Source organism: Urbifossiella limnaea (genome assembly GCF_007747215.1).
Lineage (GTDB): Bacteria > Planctomycetota > Planctomycetia > Gemmatales > Gemmataceae > Urbifossiella > Urbifossiella limnaea.
The window spans coordinates 7,463,267-7,478,759 of sequence record NZ_CP036273.1 but is presented as its reverse complement, the minus strand read 5'-3'; the positions used below and the strand labels follow the sequence as shown (position 1 = coordinate 7,478,759).

Genomic DNA, 15,493 nt, shown 5'->3' with positions numbered 1-15,493 from the left:
ACAAGCCCTCCGCCGAACAATCCAGAACCCCGCCGCTCACGACGCCAGAATTTCGCGGAACTCGCCGGCGTTGTCGGCGAACGACCGCGCCGGCACGTCGAAGCGGTGCAGCAGCGTCAGGAACAGGTCGCCCAGCGGCCGCTCGGCGCGCTGCTTGATGTAGCGGCCGTGCTTCAGGCCCAGGGTCTTCCCGCCCGCCAGCACCAGCGGGTAGTTGCGGGCGTTGTGCGTCGTGCTCGTGCCGCTGCCGTACAGCGCCACCGTGTTGTCCAGCAGCCGGCCGTCGCCCTCGCGGACCCGGGCCAGGCGCGCCAGGAAGTACCCGAACTGCTCCGCCAGGTAGCGGTCGTAGCGGCCCCAGCCGTGCGTCGTGTCGTCGGCGTCGTGGCTCAGCCCGTGGTGGCCGTTGCGGCGGCCGAAGTTCAGGATCGTCGGGAACCGGTCGCACACGCCCACGCCGTCCTCGGCCGTCACCTGGTACGCGGCCGAGCGCGTCGTGTCGGTCTCGAACGCCAGCGCGATCAGGTCGTACATCGTGCGGATGTAGTCGGTCGGCCCCTGCGGCGACACGTCGAGGTTGATCGCCCCGCGGTCCACCTTCGGCAGCGCCTGCCCGAGCCAGTCCTGTGCCCGCGCCACTCGGCCCTCCACCTCGTCGAGCGACTGCAGGAACTCGTCGAGCCGCTGCTGGTCGGGGCGGCCCAGGCTGTTCCGCAGGCTGCGGGCGTCGTCCAGCAGGAAGTCCACGCGGCGACGGCCGGCGGTGAGGGCGCGGCGGCGCGCGGCGAGGTCGCCGTCGGTCGGCGGCTCGAACAGCCGCTCGAACACGCGGCGCGGGTTCGACTCGGCCGGGACGGCGCGGCCCTGCTGGTCGAACGCGATCGTCGTACTGCGGCTCTTGGTGCCGACGCCGCCGTGGCTCGACAGCACCAGCGACGGGATGCGCGTCTGCGCCCCCTGGTGGCGGGCGATCACCTGGTCGATCGACGCCGAGTTGGTCAGCGTCTCGCGGATGTCGGCGCCGGTGAGCCACACGTCCACGGTGTTGTGCCCGACGAGTTGCCGGCTCGTGGGGTGCGACAGGCCGCCGAGGATGGTCAGGTCGGCGCGGTGCGGGGCGAGCGGTTCGAGCGACTTCGTGAACGTGTAGTCGGGGCCGTCGGCGTGCGGGAACCAGTGCCAGTCCTCGTGGCCGGGGTGGCGCGTCTGGAGGTTCACGCCGTTGCCGAAGAAGAAGGCGCAGAAGCGGCGCGGCGGCTTCGCGGCCGGCGCGGCGTGCGCCATGGCTTCGAGCCACGGCAGCGCCAGCGCGAGGCCCGCGCCGCGGAGGACGGCGCGCCGGTCGAGCAGCCAGGACGGGCGGGGCATGGTCGCCTCTACTTCGATTGGAACGGTTCGCTCTCGACCACGAGTTCGATGAGGGCGCCGAGGCGGTCGCCGCGGCCGCGCAGCGCCGGCACCAGCGCGTCGGCCGCGTCGGTGTCGCCGAGCGTCAGCGTGCGGCCGAGCGCGTAGGCCATCACCTTCCGCAGCACGGCGCGGCGGAAGTCGTCGCCGCGCGATCGCACCAGCTCGGCCCGCAGCCCCTCCAGGCCGTCCACCGTCGCGCCGCCGGGGAGCTCGGCCTTCGCGTCCACGGGGTTGCGGGTCCGCCTCTTGCGCAGCTCGGCGCCCGCGCCGTCGCGCTGCCAGTTGCCGACCGCGTCGTACTCCTCGAACGCCAGCCCCCACGGGTCGATCTTGCGGTGGCAGCCGACGCACGCGGCGCTGTCGCGGTGCGCGGCCAGCGCCTCCGGGATCGTCAGGCCCTTCAGCTTCGGGCTGTCGCGGTTCAGCTCCGGCACGTTCGGCGGCGGGGGCGGCGGCGTCTCGTCGAGCAGGTTCTTCAGCAGCCACATGCCGCGCTTGATCGGGTGGCCGTCGTTCCCGTCCGACGTGCCCGTCAGCACGCTCGCGTGGGTGAGGACGCCGCCGCGGTGCAGCGCCGCGTCGAGCTTCACCGGGCGGAACCGCGGCCCCTCCACGCCCCTGATGCCGTAGTGCGCCGCGAGCCGGTCGTTCACGACCGTGAAGTCGGACGCGAGGAACTGGAAGATGCTCAAGTCCTTCCGCAGCACCTCGCCGAAGAAGTGGACCGTCTCCTGCCGCATGGCCGCGGCGAGGGCGTCGTCGAAGCCGGGGTAGCGGTCCTTGTTCACGACGACGCGCTGCAGGCGGTCGAGTTCGAGCCACTGGTCGGGGAACTGCTCGACGAACTGCCACGCCTTCGGGTCCGCGATCATGCGGCGGATCTGCGCCGCGCGCACGGCCGGGTCGCGCAGCGCGCCCTCGTCGGCGAGCTTGGCCAGCGCCGCGTCCGGCATCGTGCTCCACAGGAAGTACGACAGCCGCGCCGCGAGTTCGTGGTCGGTCAGCCGCTCGCGCTCGGCCGTCGCCGTGCGGGTCGCCGGCAGCGCGAGGAACCGCGGCGAGCTGAGGACGACGGCCAGCGTCTCCTTCAGGCTGTCTTCGAGCGTGGCGGCGTCCTGGCGGGCGGCTTGCCAGTGCGCCGCCAGGCGGTCGAGCTCGGCGGTGGCGACGGGGCCGCGGTAGGCGCGGGTGGCGAAGCGGCGGATCACTTCGCGGGCATACGCCGGCTCGGCGAGGTCGCCCTTCGGGAACAGGATCGCCGCGTGCGTCGGGGGCGGCCACGCCTCGAAGTACGGGCTCTCGAACTCGACCCACTCGACCTTCAGCCGCGGCGGCGCGGCCTCGCCCTTCACCTGCGGCGCCGAGTTCCACACGGCCAGCACCGCGGCGTTCTTGTCGGTCAGCGGCCCCGAGTTCGGCGGCGAGATGTTCTCCATCCGCGCCTGGAACTCGTAGGTGCGGGCCTCGACCTGATCGACCACCACCGGCTCGCCGATCGGCGTGAGTTCGACGCCGTGGAAGTTGGTCGAGCCGAGCGCGACGGTGAGCACGGGCACGCGCGTGGCGTCTCCCTCGACGCGGGCGGCGCGGACGCGGATTCGCGTCTCGCCCTTGCGGTAGGCGTGCTGGAAGCCGACGGCGACGCGGAAGTCGGGGAACTGCGTCGCCGCCTCGCCGTGCCGGCGGACGGCCGACGGCGGCAGCGTGCCGTCCCACGGCGCCTTCTTGCTGTTGTTCGGCGGCGGCGAGGCGTTGAAGACGCGGAACGCCTTCCCCTTGGGGGTGGCGTAGGCGAACGTCTCGCCCGGCCGGTCCTCCGGCTTCGGAAGCGGCTCGACCTTGAACGTGTCGTTCTTCTCGAAGCCGCTGAGGCGGAAGCGGTGGACGGCCGGCGCCGGGCCGCTCACGACGGCCGCGTCGAGCGCCTCGTCGGCGATCTGGAGGTACGTCTCGTACTGCTGGGGCGACATCCGCAGCGCGTCGCCGTCGTTGCGGAAGCCGGTCTTCGACTTGCCGTCTTCGGGGAGGCGGGTGCCGAAGTCGATGGGGAGGCCGAGGAGGTCTTGCAGCGTGCGCTCGTACTCGCGGCGGGTGAGCCGGCGGAAGTGCGTGGCCGGGTTCTTCGCCAGCGCGGCCTTGCGCCGCTCCTGTACGAGCCAGCTGGTGAGCAGTTCGCGGTCGGCCTTGGCCATCGGCGGTTCGGAGGCCGGCGGCATGTCGCCGAAGTTGAGGCGGTCGAGCACCTCGCGCCACGTGTCGCCGTCGTTGCCCTTCACGAGGTCGGGGTCGAGTTTGTCGAGCCGCAGGTCGCCCTTCGCCTTGGCCGGGCCGTGACAGCCGAAGCAGTGCTTCTGGAGGAGCGCGGTCGCCTTCGCGTGCGGGGGTGCGTCGTCGGAGCGAACGGGTGCGGGGCGCGGTCCCACGACCAGGGCGGCGAGCACGCACGCGGCGGCGAGGAGTCGCGGTGCGGGCATGGCGGGGGATGAAGGTGCGTGGAGGGCGGGGAACCTCACTCTACCCGGGACTGCGGGTGCGGGAAAGCGATTTTCGCTCGTGTCGAAGGGGGCGGGCGTTGCAGCGGCGGGTCACTCCGGCGGCGGCCCCGGTCGGCGCTGCCGTCTCGATCGGCGTTCGACCGCCAGCCCGCCCGAAGCGCCGAAGTCGTTCCGTGGCGTCCGCGTCTCCGCCCCCGACGAGCCGACCGCGCGGTGGTTCGACCTGTACTTCGGCACCGGCGTGCCGAACTACCCGTGGCGGCAGCGGACGACTCGGAAGCCGTTTGCCGCAGCGAGTACGGTGTCGGTCCACTCGTGCCCGTCGAAGTGGTAGCGGACTTGAACCGCCCGTGCGGTGCCGGCCAGTAGACGTTCCAGGGCGACGGCCGGGGGCATCACGTCGCCGCCGGCGTACTCGGCCGGACCGCCCTTCTCCCGCACGCCGAGGACCGTTCCGGCGGTTTGAATGTCGGCGAACAGGCGGGTCAGCGTCGGCGGGTCGATCAGCCCTTCCACCATGAGCGGGACCGGTGGGCCGTCGGCGAACGTCGGCTGGGTCATTTGCGGCCTCCGGTGAACTCGACCTGATCGAGGGCGGCGGACGGGGCGTGACACTGGGTGCAGTTGGTCAGCCAGGGGTGTGTCGTGCGGGTGCCCGGCCGGGTGACCAGCCCGTGACAACTGGTGCAATTCTCCCGCAGCCAGGTGTGGTGCGGGATCGTCGGCGGGGCACCCGGGGAGGCCCGCTCGCCCGGACCGGCCCGGTACACGCCGACGAACGTCGTTGCCGCCGGCACCGGCGACTGCTCGACGTGGCACTGGGTGCAGTTCGTCATCACCGCGTGGCTCATCTTCGACGCGACCCGGTCGCCGACCTTCAGCCCCTCGCCGTGGCACGCCAGGCACGACGCGGCGGACTGTGAATCGACCGGATGGGGGACGGTCGGCGGGGCCCCGTCGTAGGCCCGGGTCTTCGCCCGGTCGGCGAGGGCGGCCAGTTTCATCGCGTCCGTCCGGACGACCGGGTCGAACAGGCCCGGCTTGTCGGACTTCAACTGCGAGAGGCTCCGGTCCCACCCGGCGTTCGGGCGGATCGTCGCCGTGGGGAGGTCGGAGTAGTTGACGGCAGCAGGTGCCGCGTGGTGATCCGCGGGCGGCGGGGCGGGCCGGTCGGGCCGGGCCGGCTCGCGGAGCCCGGTCAGGAACCCGAACAGGGCGATGCCGACCGTCACCGCCGCGAACAGCGTGGCGAACCGTTGCAGCCGTCGGGGTAACAGGTCGGTCGCCGTGTGCGGCTCGTCCGGCGGCGGGGTCTCGCTCATCGCACACCTCCCGAGATCAGGCAGACACCTTGACCAGCCGCACGGCACACTTCTTGTAATCCGGTTGCTTGCTGAACGGGCAGTGGGCCTCCAGGGTCAGCCGGTTGATGAGCTTCGTCTCGTCGAAGAACGGCACGAACACGTGCCCCTTGGGGCACTTGCCGCGGCCGTCGATCCAGGCCGTCAGTTCAAGAGACCCGCGGCGGGTTTCGAGCCGCACCTTGTCGCCGGTCTTTACCCCGAGGGCCGTCGCGTCGTCCCGGCTGACCTCGACGTAGGCGGACGGCATGGCCCGCTTCAGTTGCGGCACCCGCCGGGTCATCGTGCCGGTGTGCCAGTGCTCCAGCACCCGGCCGGTGTCCAGCCAGAGCGGGTAGTCCTTGTCCGGCACCTCCGGCGGCGGCACGTACGGGCGGAACCAGATGAACGCCTTGTCGTCGCCGGCGACGGAGTGGTAGAACTGCACCCCTTTGCCCTTCGCCACGTAGGGGTCGTACTCCTCCAGGAACCGATACCGCGTCTCCTTCCAGGTGCCGTCCGGCTGCTTCACCACCGGCCACCGCAGCCCGCGGGCTTTCACCAGTTCCGGGTACGGGGCCACGTCCTTGTGCTTGATCTGGGTGAACGGCCGGTACTCCTCGAACAGCTTCTCGTCCACGTTCACGGTGCCGTAGTAGCTCTCCCACTTCCAGACCGGCACCTCCTGCCCCTTCGCGTCGGTCATGTGGAACAGGAACTTGCCGTCCTTGTCCCTCATGCCCGAGTGCCCGAGGTCGAACAGCTTGCGGGCGACGGCGATCGTCTGCCAGCAGTCGTCGCGGGCGTCGCCCGGCGGGTTCACCATCTTGAACCACTGCTGGGTGCGGCGTTCCGAGTTGCCGAACACGCCGTTCTTCTCGACCCACATGGCCGACGGCAGCACCAGGTCGGCCAGTTCGGTGGTGGCCGTCGGGTACACGTCGGACACGATCAGGAACTTGTTCGGCAGCTTGGCCTTCGCGTCGAACAGCTTGTGCACGTTCGGCAGGGTCTGGCCGGGGTTCGTCACCTGCACCCACAGGGTGTCGATGTCGCCGCCGGCGGTGCAGAACTTCTCCCACATCTCGACGGCGTGGTAGCCCACCTTCGGGTTGATGCGGCCCGGCGGCAGGTTCCACAACTGCTCGGCCCTCGCCGCCTGGTCCGGCTTGTCCACCCGCAGGTCGCCCGGGAGGGCGTGCGACAGGGTGCCCACCTCCCGCACGGTGCCGCACGCCGACGGCTGCCCGGTGAGCGACTGCGGGCCGTCGCCCGGCCGCCCCCAGTGCCCGCTCAGCAGGTGGACGGCGTGGATGAGGTTGTTCATCGCCGTGCCCTGCGTGTGCTGGTTCGGCCCCATGCACCACAGGCTGAGAATCTTCTTCGACCGGTCGGCGAACAGTCGGCCGAGCAGCCGCAGTTGCTCGGCCGACAGCCCGCTCGTCTTCGCCACGGCCTCCGGCGTGTACTCGGCGACGAGTTGCTTGTACTCGTCGAACGAACACGGCTCGCCCATCAGCGTCTGCGGGTCGCCCGGCTTCTTCCACGGCTTGCGGAAGGTGCAGTGCTTCTCGACGAAATCGGTCGCCACCGCGTTCGCGGCGATCAGCTGGTGGGCGATGCAGTTGGCGATGGACAGGTCCGACTGCGGCTGGAACACGAGGACGTGGTCGGCCCGCTCGCTGGTGCGGGTGTGCCGGGTGGTGAGATCGACGAGGGTGATCCGGTCGCCCTTCAGCTTGCGGTCGATGAACCGGCTGAACAGGACCGGGTGCATCTCGGCGAAGTTGTTCCCCCACAGGACGAGCACGTCGCAGTGGTCGAGGTCGTCGTAGCAGTTGTACGGCTCGTCCACGCCGTACGTGCTGATGTACCCGGTGACGGCCGAGGCCATGCACAGCCGGGCGTTCGGGTCGATGTGGTTGTTCGAGAGCCCGCCCTTGATGAACTTGTTGGCCGCGTACCCCTCGGGCACGGTCCACTGGCCGGAGCCGTAGAAGGCGAACTTCTGCGGGGCGGCGTGAATCCGCCGGGCGATCGTGTCGATCGCCTCGTCCCAGGTGATCGGTTCGAGCTTGCCGTTCTTCCGCAGCATCGGCCGCGTCAGCCGGTCCGGGCCGTACAGGATGTGCCCGACGTGATACCCCTTCACGCACAGCAAGCCCTTGTTCACCTCCGCCTGCCGGTCGCCGCTGACCGCCACCACCTTCCCGTCTCTCACCCCGACCTGCACGTGACAGCCGACGCCGCAGAACCGGCACGGGGCCTTGTCCCACGTCACGCCCGGCAGCACGGGCAGTGCCAGCCCCCCGGGCGGCGTCGGCGGGTCGGCCGCCGCGGCCGGCCGGCCCCGGACGACGGCCGTCGCCGCAGCCATGGCGGCCGACTGGATGAATCGGCGGCGTGATGCCTCAAGTACCGGCATGGGTGACCTCCTGCCCGGCCCCGTCCCAGTGGACGAACACGACCTCGACGCCCACCACGCCGGGGAGGGCCGCCGCCCAGTCGTGCCAGTCGTGCGCGGCGCTCGGCGCGGTCGTCTCCAGGACGGCCGCCTGGCACCTTCCCCGGGACTCACCGAGGGCGAACGGCCCGGCGGAGAGATCGCGACGAGCTGCGGCCGCCGCCCGGTCGTCAGCGAAGGTAATCACCAGTCCGCTGGTGTGCATGACGGGCCTCCGCGGGGGAGCAACGAGTGTACATTACCGCGGTCCGCGGCGGATTCAAGAATAAAAGAGTTCTAGTTCTTGATTTCTCGCATGCCCTCGGCTAGGCTAGCGTCGTTCCCAGGGAGGGTGAGAACGGTGACGAACGTTTGTCGCCAATGCGGGTGGCTGGTCGCGCTCGCGGCCGTCGCGACCGGCTGTGGGAAGCCATCGGTGACCCCGGCGGACACGACCGCGGCGACCGGCGCGACCCGCCACCCGGTCGTGGTCCGCACCCCACCCGGCCCGCCCGTGGTGCCGACGGGCACGGTCGACGAGAAGGGGCGGCCGGTGTCGATCGCCTGTGCCACGTGTCACGCGTCGAACCCGGCGAACCCGGAGGCGAAACTGGGGACGCCGTTGACCCGGTTCCATCAGGGCCTGACCGGAAAGCACGGCAACCTCACCTGCACCTCGTGTCACAACCCGGCCGACGGGTACGCGTCGCTGCGGCTGGCGGACGGCAAGAGCGTGCCGTACACGGCCGTGATGACGCTGTGCGCCCAGTGCCACGGGCCGCAGTTCCGCGACTACCAGCACGGCGCCCACGGCGGGATGACCGGGCACTGGGACCTCTCGAAGGGGGGCCGCTCCCGCAACAACTGCGTGGACTGCCACGACCCGCACGCCCCGAAGTACCCGACCGTCACGCCGGCCCCTGGCCCGAACGACCGATTCCAGACCGGAGGCGGCCGTGAGTGAGTCGAAGACGTTCTCGCTGCCGGTCCTCGGCGAGGTGGACCGCCGGACGGCCGTGAAGGCCGGGGCCGCGACCCTCGGGCTGGCCGCGTGGGCGGCGGCGATCCAGCCGTGGTTCGAGTGGGTCGGCGAGATGGATACCGACGAGTTCCTCCAGAAGCACTACCGCGAGCTGACGCCCGAGCAGCTGCAGACCATCCTGAACAAGCTGACCGACGAGGCCCGCAAGGAGACCGGCAAGCCGGTCGTCGTCAAGGACCACAAGCCGATCCCGGGGGTGTCGTTCGCCTACGCCCTGAACCTGAGCATCTGCATCGGCTGCCGCCGGTGCGCCGAGGCGTGCCACGTCGAGAACAACCACGACCGCCCGAGCCACCAGAGCTACATCCGCGTGTTCGAGATGCAGAAGGGCGGCATCGACTTCGAGAAGGGGACCGCCACCTACGACCACCCGGTGCCGGCGAAGGACAAGTACTACATGCCGGTGCAGTGCCAGCAGTGCGAGAACCCGCCGTGCGTGAAGGCGTGCCCGATCGAGGCGACGTGGCAGGAGTCCGACGGCATTGTGGTGGTGGATTACAACTGGTGCATCGGCTGCCGGTACTGCGAGGCCGCGTGTCCGTACCACGCCCGCCGGTTCAACTGGGAGACGCCGCAGGTCCCCGCCGCGGAAGTGAACCCGAACCAGAGCTACCTGAGCAACCGCGTCCGCCCGCAGGGGGTGATGGAGAAGTGTACGTTCTGCCTGCACCGCACCCGCGAGGGCCGGCTGCCGGCGTGCCTGGAGGCGTGCCCGACCGGGGCCCGGGTGTTCGGCAACGTCCTCGACCCGGACAGCGAGATCCGCTGGGTGCTGGAGAACAAGCGGGTGTTCGTGCTCAAGGAAGAGTTGGGGACGAAGCCCCGCTTTTACTACTTCTTCGACAAGTGACCACGAGTTCCGCAACCCTTGCTGGGAGGACACCATGAGTCGCCTGTTCGTGTTCACCCTGGCCGTCGGTCTGTCACTCGCGGTCGGCGGGGACGGAGTCGCCCAGCCTAAGGAGCCCCCGGGCTACTGGAAGTTCGTCGAGGCCGTACGGGTGGAATACCCGATCGAGATGGTTCACAAGCTCTACCCGGTCGCGTTCGAGTTCGAAGGGAGCAAGCTCACGGCGGTGGCGAAGGCGCTCGACGGAAACAATCCGAAGGTGATCCACACCGAGGAACATCAGGTGTGGACGTGGACGGCCCCGCCGCAGATCCTGGTGCCCGGAGAGAAAATCCCCATGACGTTCGAGTTGAAACTCGAACGCCCGAAGTTCGACAAGGTGCCCGGCGTGTACATCGGGGGGAGCCTGGACGCGGGGTTCGCGCCCCCGAAGCCGACCGGCAGCGCAGTCTACCACAGGGGCGGGGACACGCGGACCGAGAAGGGGGAGAGAGGCGTCCTTTGGCCGGGAGCAGGGGGGAAGACGTTCGAGCCGGGCACCTACACGAAGGAATCCACCGTCGCTGTGCCGGGCCGCAACAACCCCTGGATGGTGAAGGAGCATCCGGGCCAGATTTCCTTCCGCGTGGGCGGCGGGGTGGGTAACACCCGGCAGTTCAACACGATCTACGAGTACAAGTGGGTGGAAGGAGTCGCCCCGGCCGACCGCGGCGGCCCCGCCGGCGACAAGTCGAAGGACAAGAGCCCGGGTGCCAACGTCGGGAGGTGGGAGTACCGGGTCCTGAATCTGCCCCTCGACCAGGCGCTCGGGGAGAGGCTGGAGGGGCGGCTGACCGAGTTGGGGAACGACGGCTGGGAGCTGGCGGGCGTGATCCTACCGCCGGCCGCCGCCGGCCCCCAGGCGGCCGTCCGACTCGTCCTGAAGCGGCCGCGGAGGTAGCCGGCCGCACCCCCGGCCGATGGAGCCCGCATGAGTATTCCGACACCGGTTCCGACATACCTCCGCTTCCTCCGCCGGTCGCTGCACGTGGCGACCGACGGCGGGTGGCTGTTCTACGCCTGGATGCTGGTGCTCACCGCCGTCGCCCTGGTCGGGGCCAACGCCTGGGCGGTGCAGGTGCGGGACGGCATGGTCCGCACGAACATGACCGACCACGTCAGTTGGGGCCTGTACATCGCCAACTTCACCTTCTGCGTCGGGCTGGCCGCCGGCGGGGTGATGATGGTCATCCCGGCCTACCTGTACCACGACCACGACATGCACGAGGTGGTGATCGTCGGCGAGGTGCTGGCGATCGCGGCGATCGTGATGAGTACCCTGAGCGTGGTCGTGGACCTCGGCCGCCCGGACCGGTTCTGGCACATGATCCCCGGGATCGGCAAGTTCAACTGGCCGGTGTCGATGCTGACGTGGGACATCATCGTCCTGAACGGCTACCTGCTCATCAACCTGCACGTGGTCGGCTACCTGCTCTACACCCGGTACCGCGGGCTCACGCCGAACCCGACGTGGTACGTGCCGTTCGTGCTGCTCTCGATCGTGTGGGCGATCAGCATCCACACCGTCACCGCGTTCCTGTACTGCGGGCTGGGCGGCCGGCCGTTCTGGAACACGGCCCTCCTCGCCCCGCGGTTCCTGGCGAGTGCGTTCGTGTCCGGGCCGGCGTTCATCCTGCTCGTGCTGCGGGTGATCCGGGTCGGCACCGACCTGCCGATGAACCCCGGCCCGGCCCGGCTGCTGGTGCAGATCATCCGGGTGGCCGCGGTCGTCAACCTGCTCATGCTGGCGTCGGAACTGTTTACCCTCTTCTACGCCGGCGGGTCGCACCTGGCGTCCGCCCGCTACCTGTTCTTCGGCGACCACGGCAAGTACGGCCTCGTGCCGTGGATCTGGACCGCGGTCGTCCTCAACGTCGGCGGCACGCTCCTGTTCTTCGCCCCGGCCGCCCTGGAGCGGGGGTGGACGCGGGTGGTGGCGTGCGGGATGGTGATCGTCGGCATCTGGATCGAGAAGGGGATGGGCCTCATCGTGCCCGGTTTCATCCCGTCCACCCTGCACGAGGTGGTCGAGTACGCCCCGAGCCTGACCGAGTGGAAGGTGACGGCCGGCATCTGGGGGCTCGGCCTGCTGCTGCTCACTGCGATGCTGAAGGTGACGGTGGCGGTGTTCACGAATCAGATGTCGGCCGGCCCGTCCGCCGACCGCCCCGCGAATTGAGGAGCGTACCATGATTCACGAAGTACACGGCGACATCCTGCTGACGAAGGCCCAGGCGATCGCCCACGGCGTGGCCCCCGGCGACCACTTCACCCACGGGCTGGCCCTCGCCCTGCGGGAAAAGTACCCGGCGATGGCGAAGGACTTCCGCCACTACGCCCACCAGTGTCACCCGAAGCCGGGCGAACTGTGGGAGTGGGGCGGGACCGCCGGCGTCCGCATCTTCTGCCTCATGACCCAGGACGACGAGACGGGCCGCGGGGGGCAGCCGGGGCCGGCCACCGAGGCGACCGTCAACCACTGCCTGAAGCGGTTGCGGCACGAACTCGACACGGGTGAGGTCAAGAGCCTGGCCCTGCCGCGGCTGGCCACCGGCGTGGGCGGGTTGGCCTGGGAGGGGGTGTTCCCCCTCATCCGCAAGCACCTGGGTGACTCGCCGGTGCCGGTGTACGTGTACACCCGGTACGAAGCGGGAGTGGCCGCGAACGAACCCCAGTAACCGGATCAACCCGACCCCGACCGGCTCACCATGTCACCGTACGGCAAGACCGCCCAGACCGCCATCGCCGCCGTCAGCCGGCTGGCCGAAGTGTACGACCCGGCCAGGCGGGTGAAGCTGAACTCGGCCGACATCGCCGAGAACCGACACCTGCCGCAGCCGGTGGTGGCCAAGGTGCTCACCATCCTGTCGCAGGCGGGGGTCGTGAACGGCTCGCCCGGGCCGGGCGGCGGGTACTGGCTGGCCCGGCCCCCGGAAGGGGTGACGCTGTACGACGTGGTCGCGCTGTTCGAGCGGCTGGACGACAACGTCAGTTGCCCCTACGGCCCGCAGTACTGCGGCACCGGCCCGCACTGCCCGCTCCACTTCGACATGCTCAAGGTCCGCGAGCAGATGGTGACGTTTCTGAAGACCAGCACGTTCGGCCGGTTCGTCGGCTACACCCCGCCGGCGGCGCCGCCCGCCCCGCCGTCGAAGGGGGCGAAGCGGTCCCTCAACGTCCTGCCCAAGTCCTGAAACCGTTCGGCCGGAGGGCTACCTGGACGCCGCCCGTGGCCGAGTGAACGGCCCCTTCCGACCGCCCGCCGATCGCCACCGCCAGCTTCACCAGCCGGCACGCCTTCGCGTCCAGCGGGCCGGCCCGCTCGGCCTGCCGGGCCGCCTCCCACGCCCGCCCGAGGTCGGGGAAGCGGGTGATGAACTCGACGAACGTGTCCGGCGGCTTCGGGAGGGCTGGCACGGCATCCTCGGGTCGGGTCAAGGGCGGTCAGGCCGGCTGGAGAACGCGGGCCAGGTCCTGCTTCGCGTCCTTCCCAATGATCCGCAGGTCGAACTTGTCCTGCAAGATCTTGAACACGTTGGGGGTGATGAACGCCGGCGGGTTCGGCCCCAGGTTGATCCCCTTGACGCCGAGCGACAGCAGGGTGAGCAGCACCGCCACCGCCTTCTGCTCGAACCACGAGATCACCATCGTCAGCGGCAGGTCGTTGACCGTGCAGTCGAACGCCTTGGCCAGGGCGACGGCGACGGCGATGGCCCCGTAGGCGTCGTTGCACTGGCCCATGTCCATCAGCCGCGGCAGGCCGAGGTGCTTGCCGTACTCGTGGGCGTTGATGCGGAACTTGCCGCACCCGAGGGTGAGGATGAACGAGTCCGGCGGGGTGGCCTCGGCGTAGTCGCTGAAGTAGTTCCGGCCGGGCTCGTACCCGTCGCACCCGCCGATGACGAAGAACCGGCTGATCTGCCCGGCCTTCACCGCGTCCACGATGGTCCCGGCGGCGCTCAGCAAGACCTGCCGGTGGTAGCCCACCTCGTGCGCGCCGTCCACCCGCTTGGTCAGCGGCGGGCACGCCCTCGCCTTGGCGATGACGGCCGAGAAGTCGTTGCCGGGGATGCGGGTGCCGCCGGGCACGGCGGTGAACCGGGTGGTGAAGATGCGGTCGGCGTAGTTCGCGTGCGGGATGAGGATGCAGTTGGTGGTGGCGACGACCGGCCCGCCGAACGCGGGGAACTCGCTCTTCTGCTTCTGCCACGGGCCGCCGTAGTGCCCGGCCAGGTTCGGGTGCTCCCGCAGCTTCGGGTACATGTGGGCCGGCAGCATCTCGCCGTGCGTGTACACGTTGACGTCGGTCCCCTCGCACTGCTTGAGCAGGTCCCACAGGTCGACCAGGTCGTGCCCGGTCATCAGGATGCCGGGGCCGGCCTTCGTGCCGACGGTGACGACCGCCGGCGACGGGTCGCCGAACGCCTCGACGTGCCCCTGGTCGAGCAGCTCCATGACGCGGAAGTTCTTCCGCCCGAGTTCCATCGCGATCTCGAACAGGGTGGGGACGTCGAAGTTGACGTTGGTCATGGTGCTGAACAGGGCCTCCTCGATGAAGGCCGACACCGCCTCGTCGTGCTTGCCCAGCCGGCGGGCGTGGTTGGCGTAGGCGGCCATCCCCTTGAGTCCGTACAGGATGGTCTCCTGGAGGCTCTGCACGTCGGCGTCCTTGCCGCAGATGCCGGGGCTGTGGTGGCACCCGGTGCCGCCCATCGTCTGCTCGCACTGGTTACACGACATCGGGAGGGTGGTCATGACACGTCCTCGGGAGAGAAGAGGAGGCATTCGCCGAATTCACGATATTGTTATCTTTTATTCTGCGGAATTGTCAAGTTGCATTTCTCTCCCCCATTCCGCTCACGGGCTGAGTGATTCCCCGCCGCCGGCGCCCCGACGAACCGCCCGCTCGCGCCGACAGGAACCGGCTGGCCACCAGCCTGCAATCCGTCGACGGGCGGGGGGTGACCGTCTACCGTTACCGCCTGAACCGCCCTGAAATGAGACGGTGCTCGGCTGCTGAAGCCGGAAGGACACCCTGTACGGCACCGACGGGAACTGCGTCACTTCGACCGGAAACCTCCGCGACCAGCTCCGCCCAGTGATGGCGATGCCTCCAGAGCGACGACCGCCTCCAGTATCACCGGACCCCACCCCTCCGGTCGTCTGCAAGCCTGTCTTCGACCTGCCCCCGCCGGATCGGCACATTACCGAAGGCAGCTTCTTCGTCGGCGGCGACCGCCGCGTTTACCAACTCCTCGACGGCACCAGCACTCCCGTTCCCGTCGTACCTGTCCCCGTCGTACCTGCCCTTCGCCTTCGAGTTCTGCGGGACCGACGTGCCAAGAACACGCGGGCTGAGGCGATCTCCGCGCGACGCAACTGGAGTGGATCGACCTGATCGAGAGGGATTCGCAGCGGTTCAAGTCGCCGGAGCAGTTGAAGAAACCGTTCGACGATTCCGGGAACAAGCTGGACCACCCGACGGCCACTACCAGTCCGGAGGCCGGGCCTCGGTCGTGTCCAGACTGGGCTACGCCGAGCGAGGAGCGATATGTTCGGCCAAAGTTCGGCCCCCGCCCGTGCTCGGGCTCAGCGCGTGAGAGAAACACCCCGCTCGGACCGCCCATCGGGGCAGAAGTTCCGTCGCGTTCATGACTTGTGGCAGTGATGCGGTGTTGGGTCCAAATCGGCTCAGAGTTGCTATGGAGTTGGGTCGGTCGGCCCAAGAGACCCAATTCTCCCAACGATGCGCCGGCACATCAGCCACAAGGTCCTGAAAAATATGAGTTTCGAGTTACCCGGCCTGGATTCGAACCAGGACAAAGAGAACCAAAATCTCTTGTGCTACCGTTACACTACCGGGTAAGGACTGGA

At 69.5% G+C, this 15,493-nt stretch carries 14 protein-coding genes and 1 tRNA gene; 6 read left to right on the top strand and 9 right to left on the bottom strand.

All coding sequences use genetic code 11. The features are described from left to right. Positions 1-36: 36 nt before the first annotated feature. From ETAA1_RS30220 to ETAA1_RS30195, 6 genes are all read right to left on the bottom strand, one after another. Positions 37-1,368: a DUF1552 domain-containing protein gene (locus tag ETAA1_RS30220; protein WP_145244325.1), complete on the bottom strand. Its 1,332-nt coding sequence runs from the start codon at positions 1,366-1,368 to the stop codon at positions 37-39. 8 nt (positions 1,369-1,376) lie between these two features. Next, positions 1,377-3,884, bottom strand: coding sequence for a DUF1592 domain-containing protein (locus ETAA1_RS30215; protein ID WP_145244324.1), 2,508 nt, complete (start codon positions 3,882-3,884; stop codon positions 1,377-1,379). 270 nt (positions 3,885-4,154) lie between these two features. Beyond that, positions 4,155-4,466 (bottom strand): hypothetical protein, encoded by a 312-nt coding sequence (locus ETAA1_RS30210; protein ID WP_145244323.1) that lies wholly within the window; start codon positions 4,464-4,466, stop codon positions 4,155-4,157. Next, a complete protein-coding gene (locus tag ETAA1_RS30205) occupies positions 4,463-5,227 on the bottom strand; it encodes a diheme cytochrome c precursor (RefSeq protein ID WP_145244322.1) in 765 nt (254 codons plus the stop codon). Before ETAA1_RS30205 ends, ETAA1_RS30210 begins: the two co-directional genes overlap by 4 nt. Positions 5,228-5,243: 16 nt before the next feature. Further along, a complete protein-coding gene (locus tag ETAA1_RS30200) occupies positions 5,244-7,670 on the bottom strand; it encodes a molybdopterin-dependent oxidoreductase (RefSeq protein ID WP_145244321.1) in 2,427 nt (808 codons plus the stop codon). Then, on the bottom strand, positions 7,657-7,914 hold the full coding sequence (locus ETAA1_RS30195) for a hypothetical protein (RefSeq protein ID WP_145244320.1): 258 nt from the start codon (positions 7,912-7,914) through the stop codon (positions 7,657-7,659). Before ETAA1_RS30195 ends, ETAA1_RS30200 begins: the two co-directional genes overlap by 14 nt. 210 nt (positions 7,915-8,124) lie before the next feature. Between ETAA1_RS30195 and ETAA1_RS30190 the strand changes: the two genes are divergently transcribed. Genes ETAA1_RS30190 through ETAA1_RS30165 form a run of 6 tightly spaced genes read left to right on the top strand, consistent with a single transcriptional unit; the run spans position 8,125 to position 12,813 of the window. Further along, a complete protein-coding gene (locus ETAA1_RS30190) occupies positions 8,125-8,652 on the top strand; it encodes a cytochrome c3 family protein (RefSeq protein ID WP_145244319.1) in 528 nt (175 codons plus the stop codon). Continuing rightward, the gene (locus ETAA1_RS30185; RefSeq protein WP_145244318.1) at positions 8,645-9,580 is read left to right on the top strand and encodes a 4Fe-4S dicluster domain-containing protein; all 936 of its coding nucleotides are present in this window, start codon (positions 8,645-8,647) and stop codon (positions 9,578-9,580) included. Before ETAA1_RS30190 ends, ETAA1_RS30185 begins: the two co-directional genes overlap by 8 nt. Before the next feature lie 34 nt (positions 9,581-9,614). After that, positions 9,615-10,520, top strand: a complete 906-nt coding sequence (locus ETAA1_RS30180; protein ID WP_145244317.1) for a hypothetical protein — start codon at positions 9,615-9,617, stop codon at positions 10,518-10,520. Between the two features lie 30 nt (positions 10,521-10,550). Beyond that, a complete protein-coding gene (gene dsrP, locus ETAA1_RS30175) occupies positions 10,551-11,798 on the top strand; it encodes a sulfate reduction electron transfer complex DsrMKJOP subunit DsrP (protein WP_145244316.1) in 1,248 nt (415 codons plus the stop codon). Positions 11,799-11,808: 10 nt separating this feature from the next. Further along, positions 11,809-12,297 (top strand): macro domain-containing protein, encoded by a 489-nt coding sequence (locus ETAA1_RS30170; protein WP_145244315.1) that lies wholly within the window; start codon positions 11,809-11,811, stop codon positions 12,295-12,297. Between the two features lie 30 nt (positions 12,298-12,327). After that, complete coding sequence (locus ETAA1_RS30165) at positions 12,328-12,813, top strand: RrF2 family transcriptional regulator (RefSeq protein ID WP_145244314.1); 486 nt, start codon at positions 12,328-12,330, stop codon at positions 12,811-12,813. Here the strand turns inward: ETAA1_RS30165 and ETAA1_RS32565 are convergent. From ETAA1_RS32565 to ETAA1_RS30150, 3 genes are all read right to left on the bottom strand, one after another. Then, a complete protein-coding gene (locus ETAA1_RS32565; RefSeq protein ID WP_202920517.1) occupies positions 12,791-13,036 on the bottom strand; it encodes a hypothetical protein in 246 nt (81 codons plus the stop codon). The genes ETAA1_RS30165 and ETAA1_RS32565 overlap by 23 nt on opposite strands. A 27-nt stretch (positions 13,037-13,063) precedes the next feature. Next, positions 13,064-14,359, bottom strand: coding sequence for a hydroxylamine reductase (hcp, locus tag ETAA1_RS30155; RefSeq protein WP_145244810.1), 1,296 nt, complete (start codon positions 14,357-14,359; stop codon positions 13,064-13,066). A 1,054-nt stretch (positions 14,360-15,413) separates the two neighbouring features. Continuing rightward, a tRNA-Gln gene (locus ETAA1_RS30150) sits at positions 15,414-15,484 on the bottom strand. Positions 15,485-15,493: the final 9 nt, after the last annotated feature.

Bases quoted from the DNA above. Each gene is read 5' to 3' on its own strand.
- ETAA1_RS30220 (WP_145244325.1), bottom strand. From the start codon at position 1,368: ATGCCCCGCCCGTCCTGGCTGCTCGACCGGCGCGCCGTCCTCCGCGGC.
- ETAA1_RS30215 (WP_145244324.1), bottom strand. From the start codon at position 3,884: ATGCCCGCACCGCGACTCCTCGCCGCCGCGTGCGTGCTCGCCGCCCTG.
- ETAA1_RS30210 (WP_145244323.1), bottom strand. From the start codon at position 4,466: ATGACCCAGCCGACGTTCGCCGACGGCCCACCGGTCCCGCTCATGGTG.
- ETAA1_RS30205 (WP_145244322.1), bottom strand. From the start codon at position 5,227: ATGAGCGAGACCCCGCCGCCGGACGAGCCGCACACGGCGACCGACCTG.
- ETAA1_RS30200 (WP_145244321.1), bottom strand. From the start codon at position 7,670: ATGCCGGTACTTGAGGCATCACGCCGCCGATTCATCCAGTCGGCCGCC.
- ETAA1_RS30195 (WP_145244320.1), bottom strand. From the start codon at position 7,914: ATGCACACCAGCGGACTGGTGATTACCTTCGCTGACGACCGGGCGGCG.
- ETAA1_RS30180 (WP_145244317.1), top strand. From the start codon at position 9,615: ATGAGTCGCCTGTTCGTGTTCACCCTGGCCGTCGGTCTGTCACTCGCG.
- dsrP (WP_145244316.1), top strand. From the start codon at position 10,551: ATGAGTATTCCGACACCGGTTCCGACATACCTCCGCTTCCTCCGCCGG.
- ETAA1_RS30170 (WP_145244315.1), top strand. From the start codon at position 11,809: ATGATTCACGAAGTACACGGCGACATCCTGCTGACGAAGGCCCAGGCG.
- ETAA1_RS30165 (WP_145244314.1), top strand. From the start codon at position 12,328: ATGTCACCGTACGGCAAGACCGCCCAGACCGCCATCGCCGCCGTCAGC.
- hcp (WP_145244810.1), bottom strand. From the start codon at position 14,359: ATGTCGTGTAACCAGTGCGAGCAGACGATGGGCGGCACCGGGTGCCAC.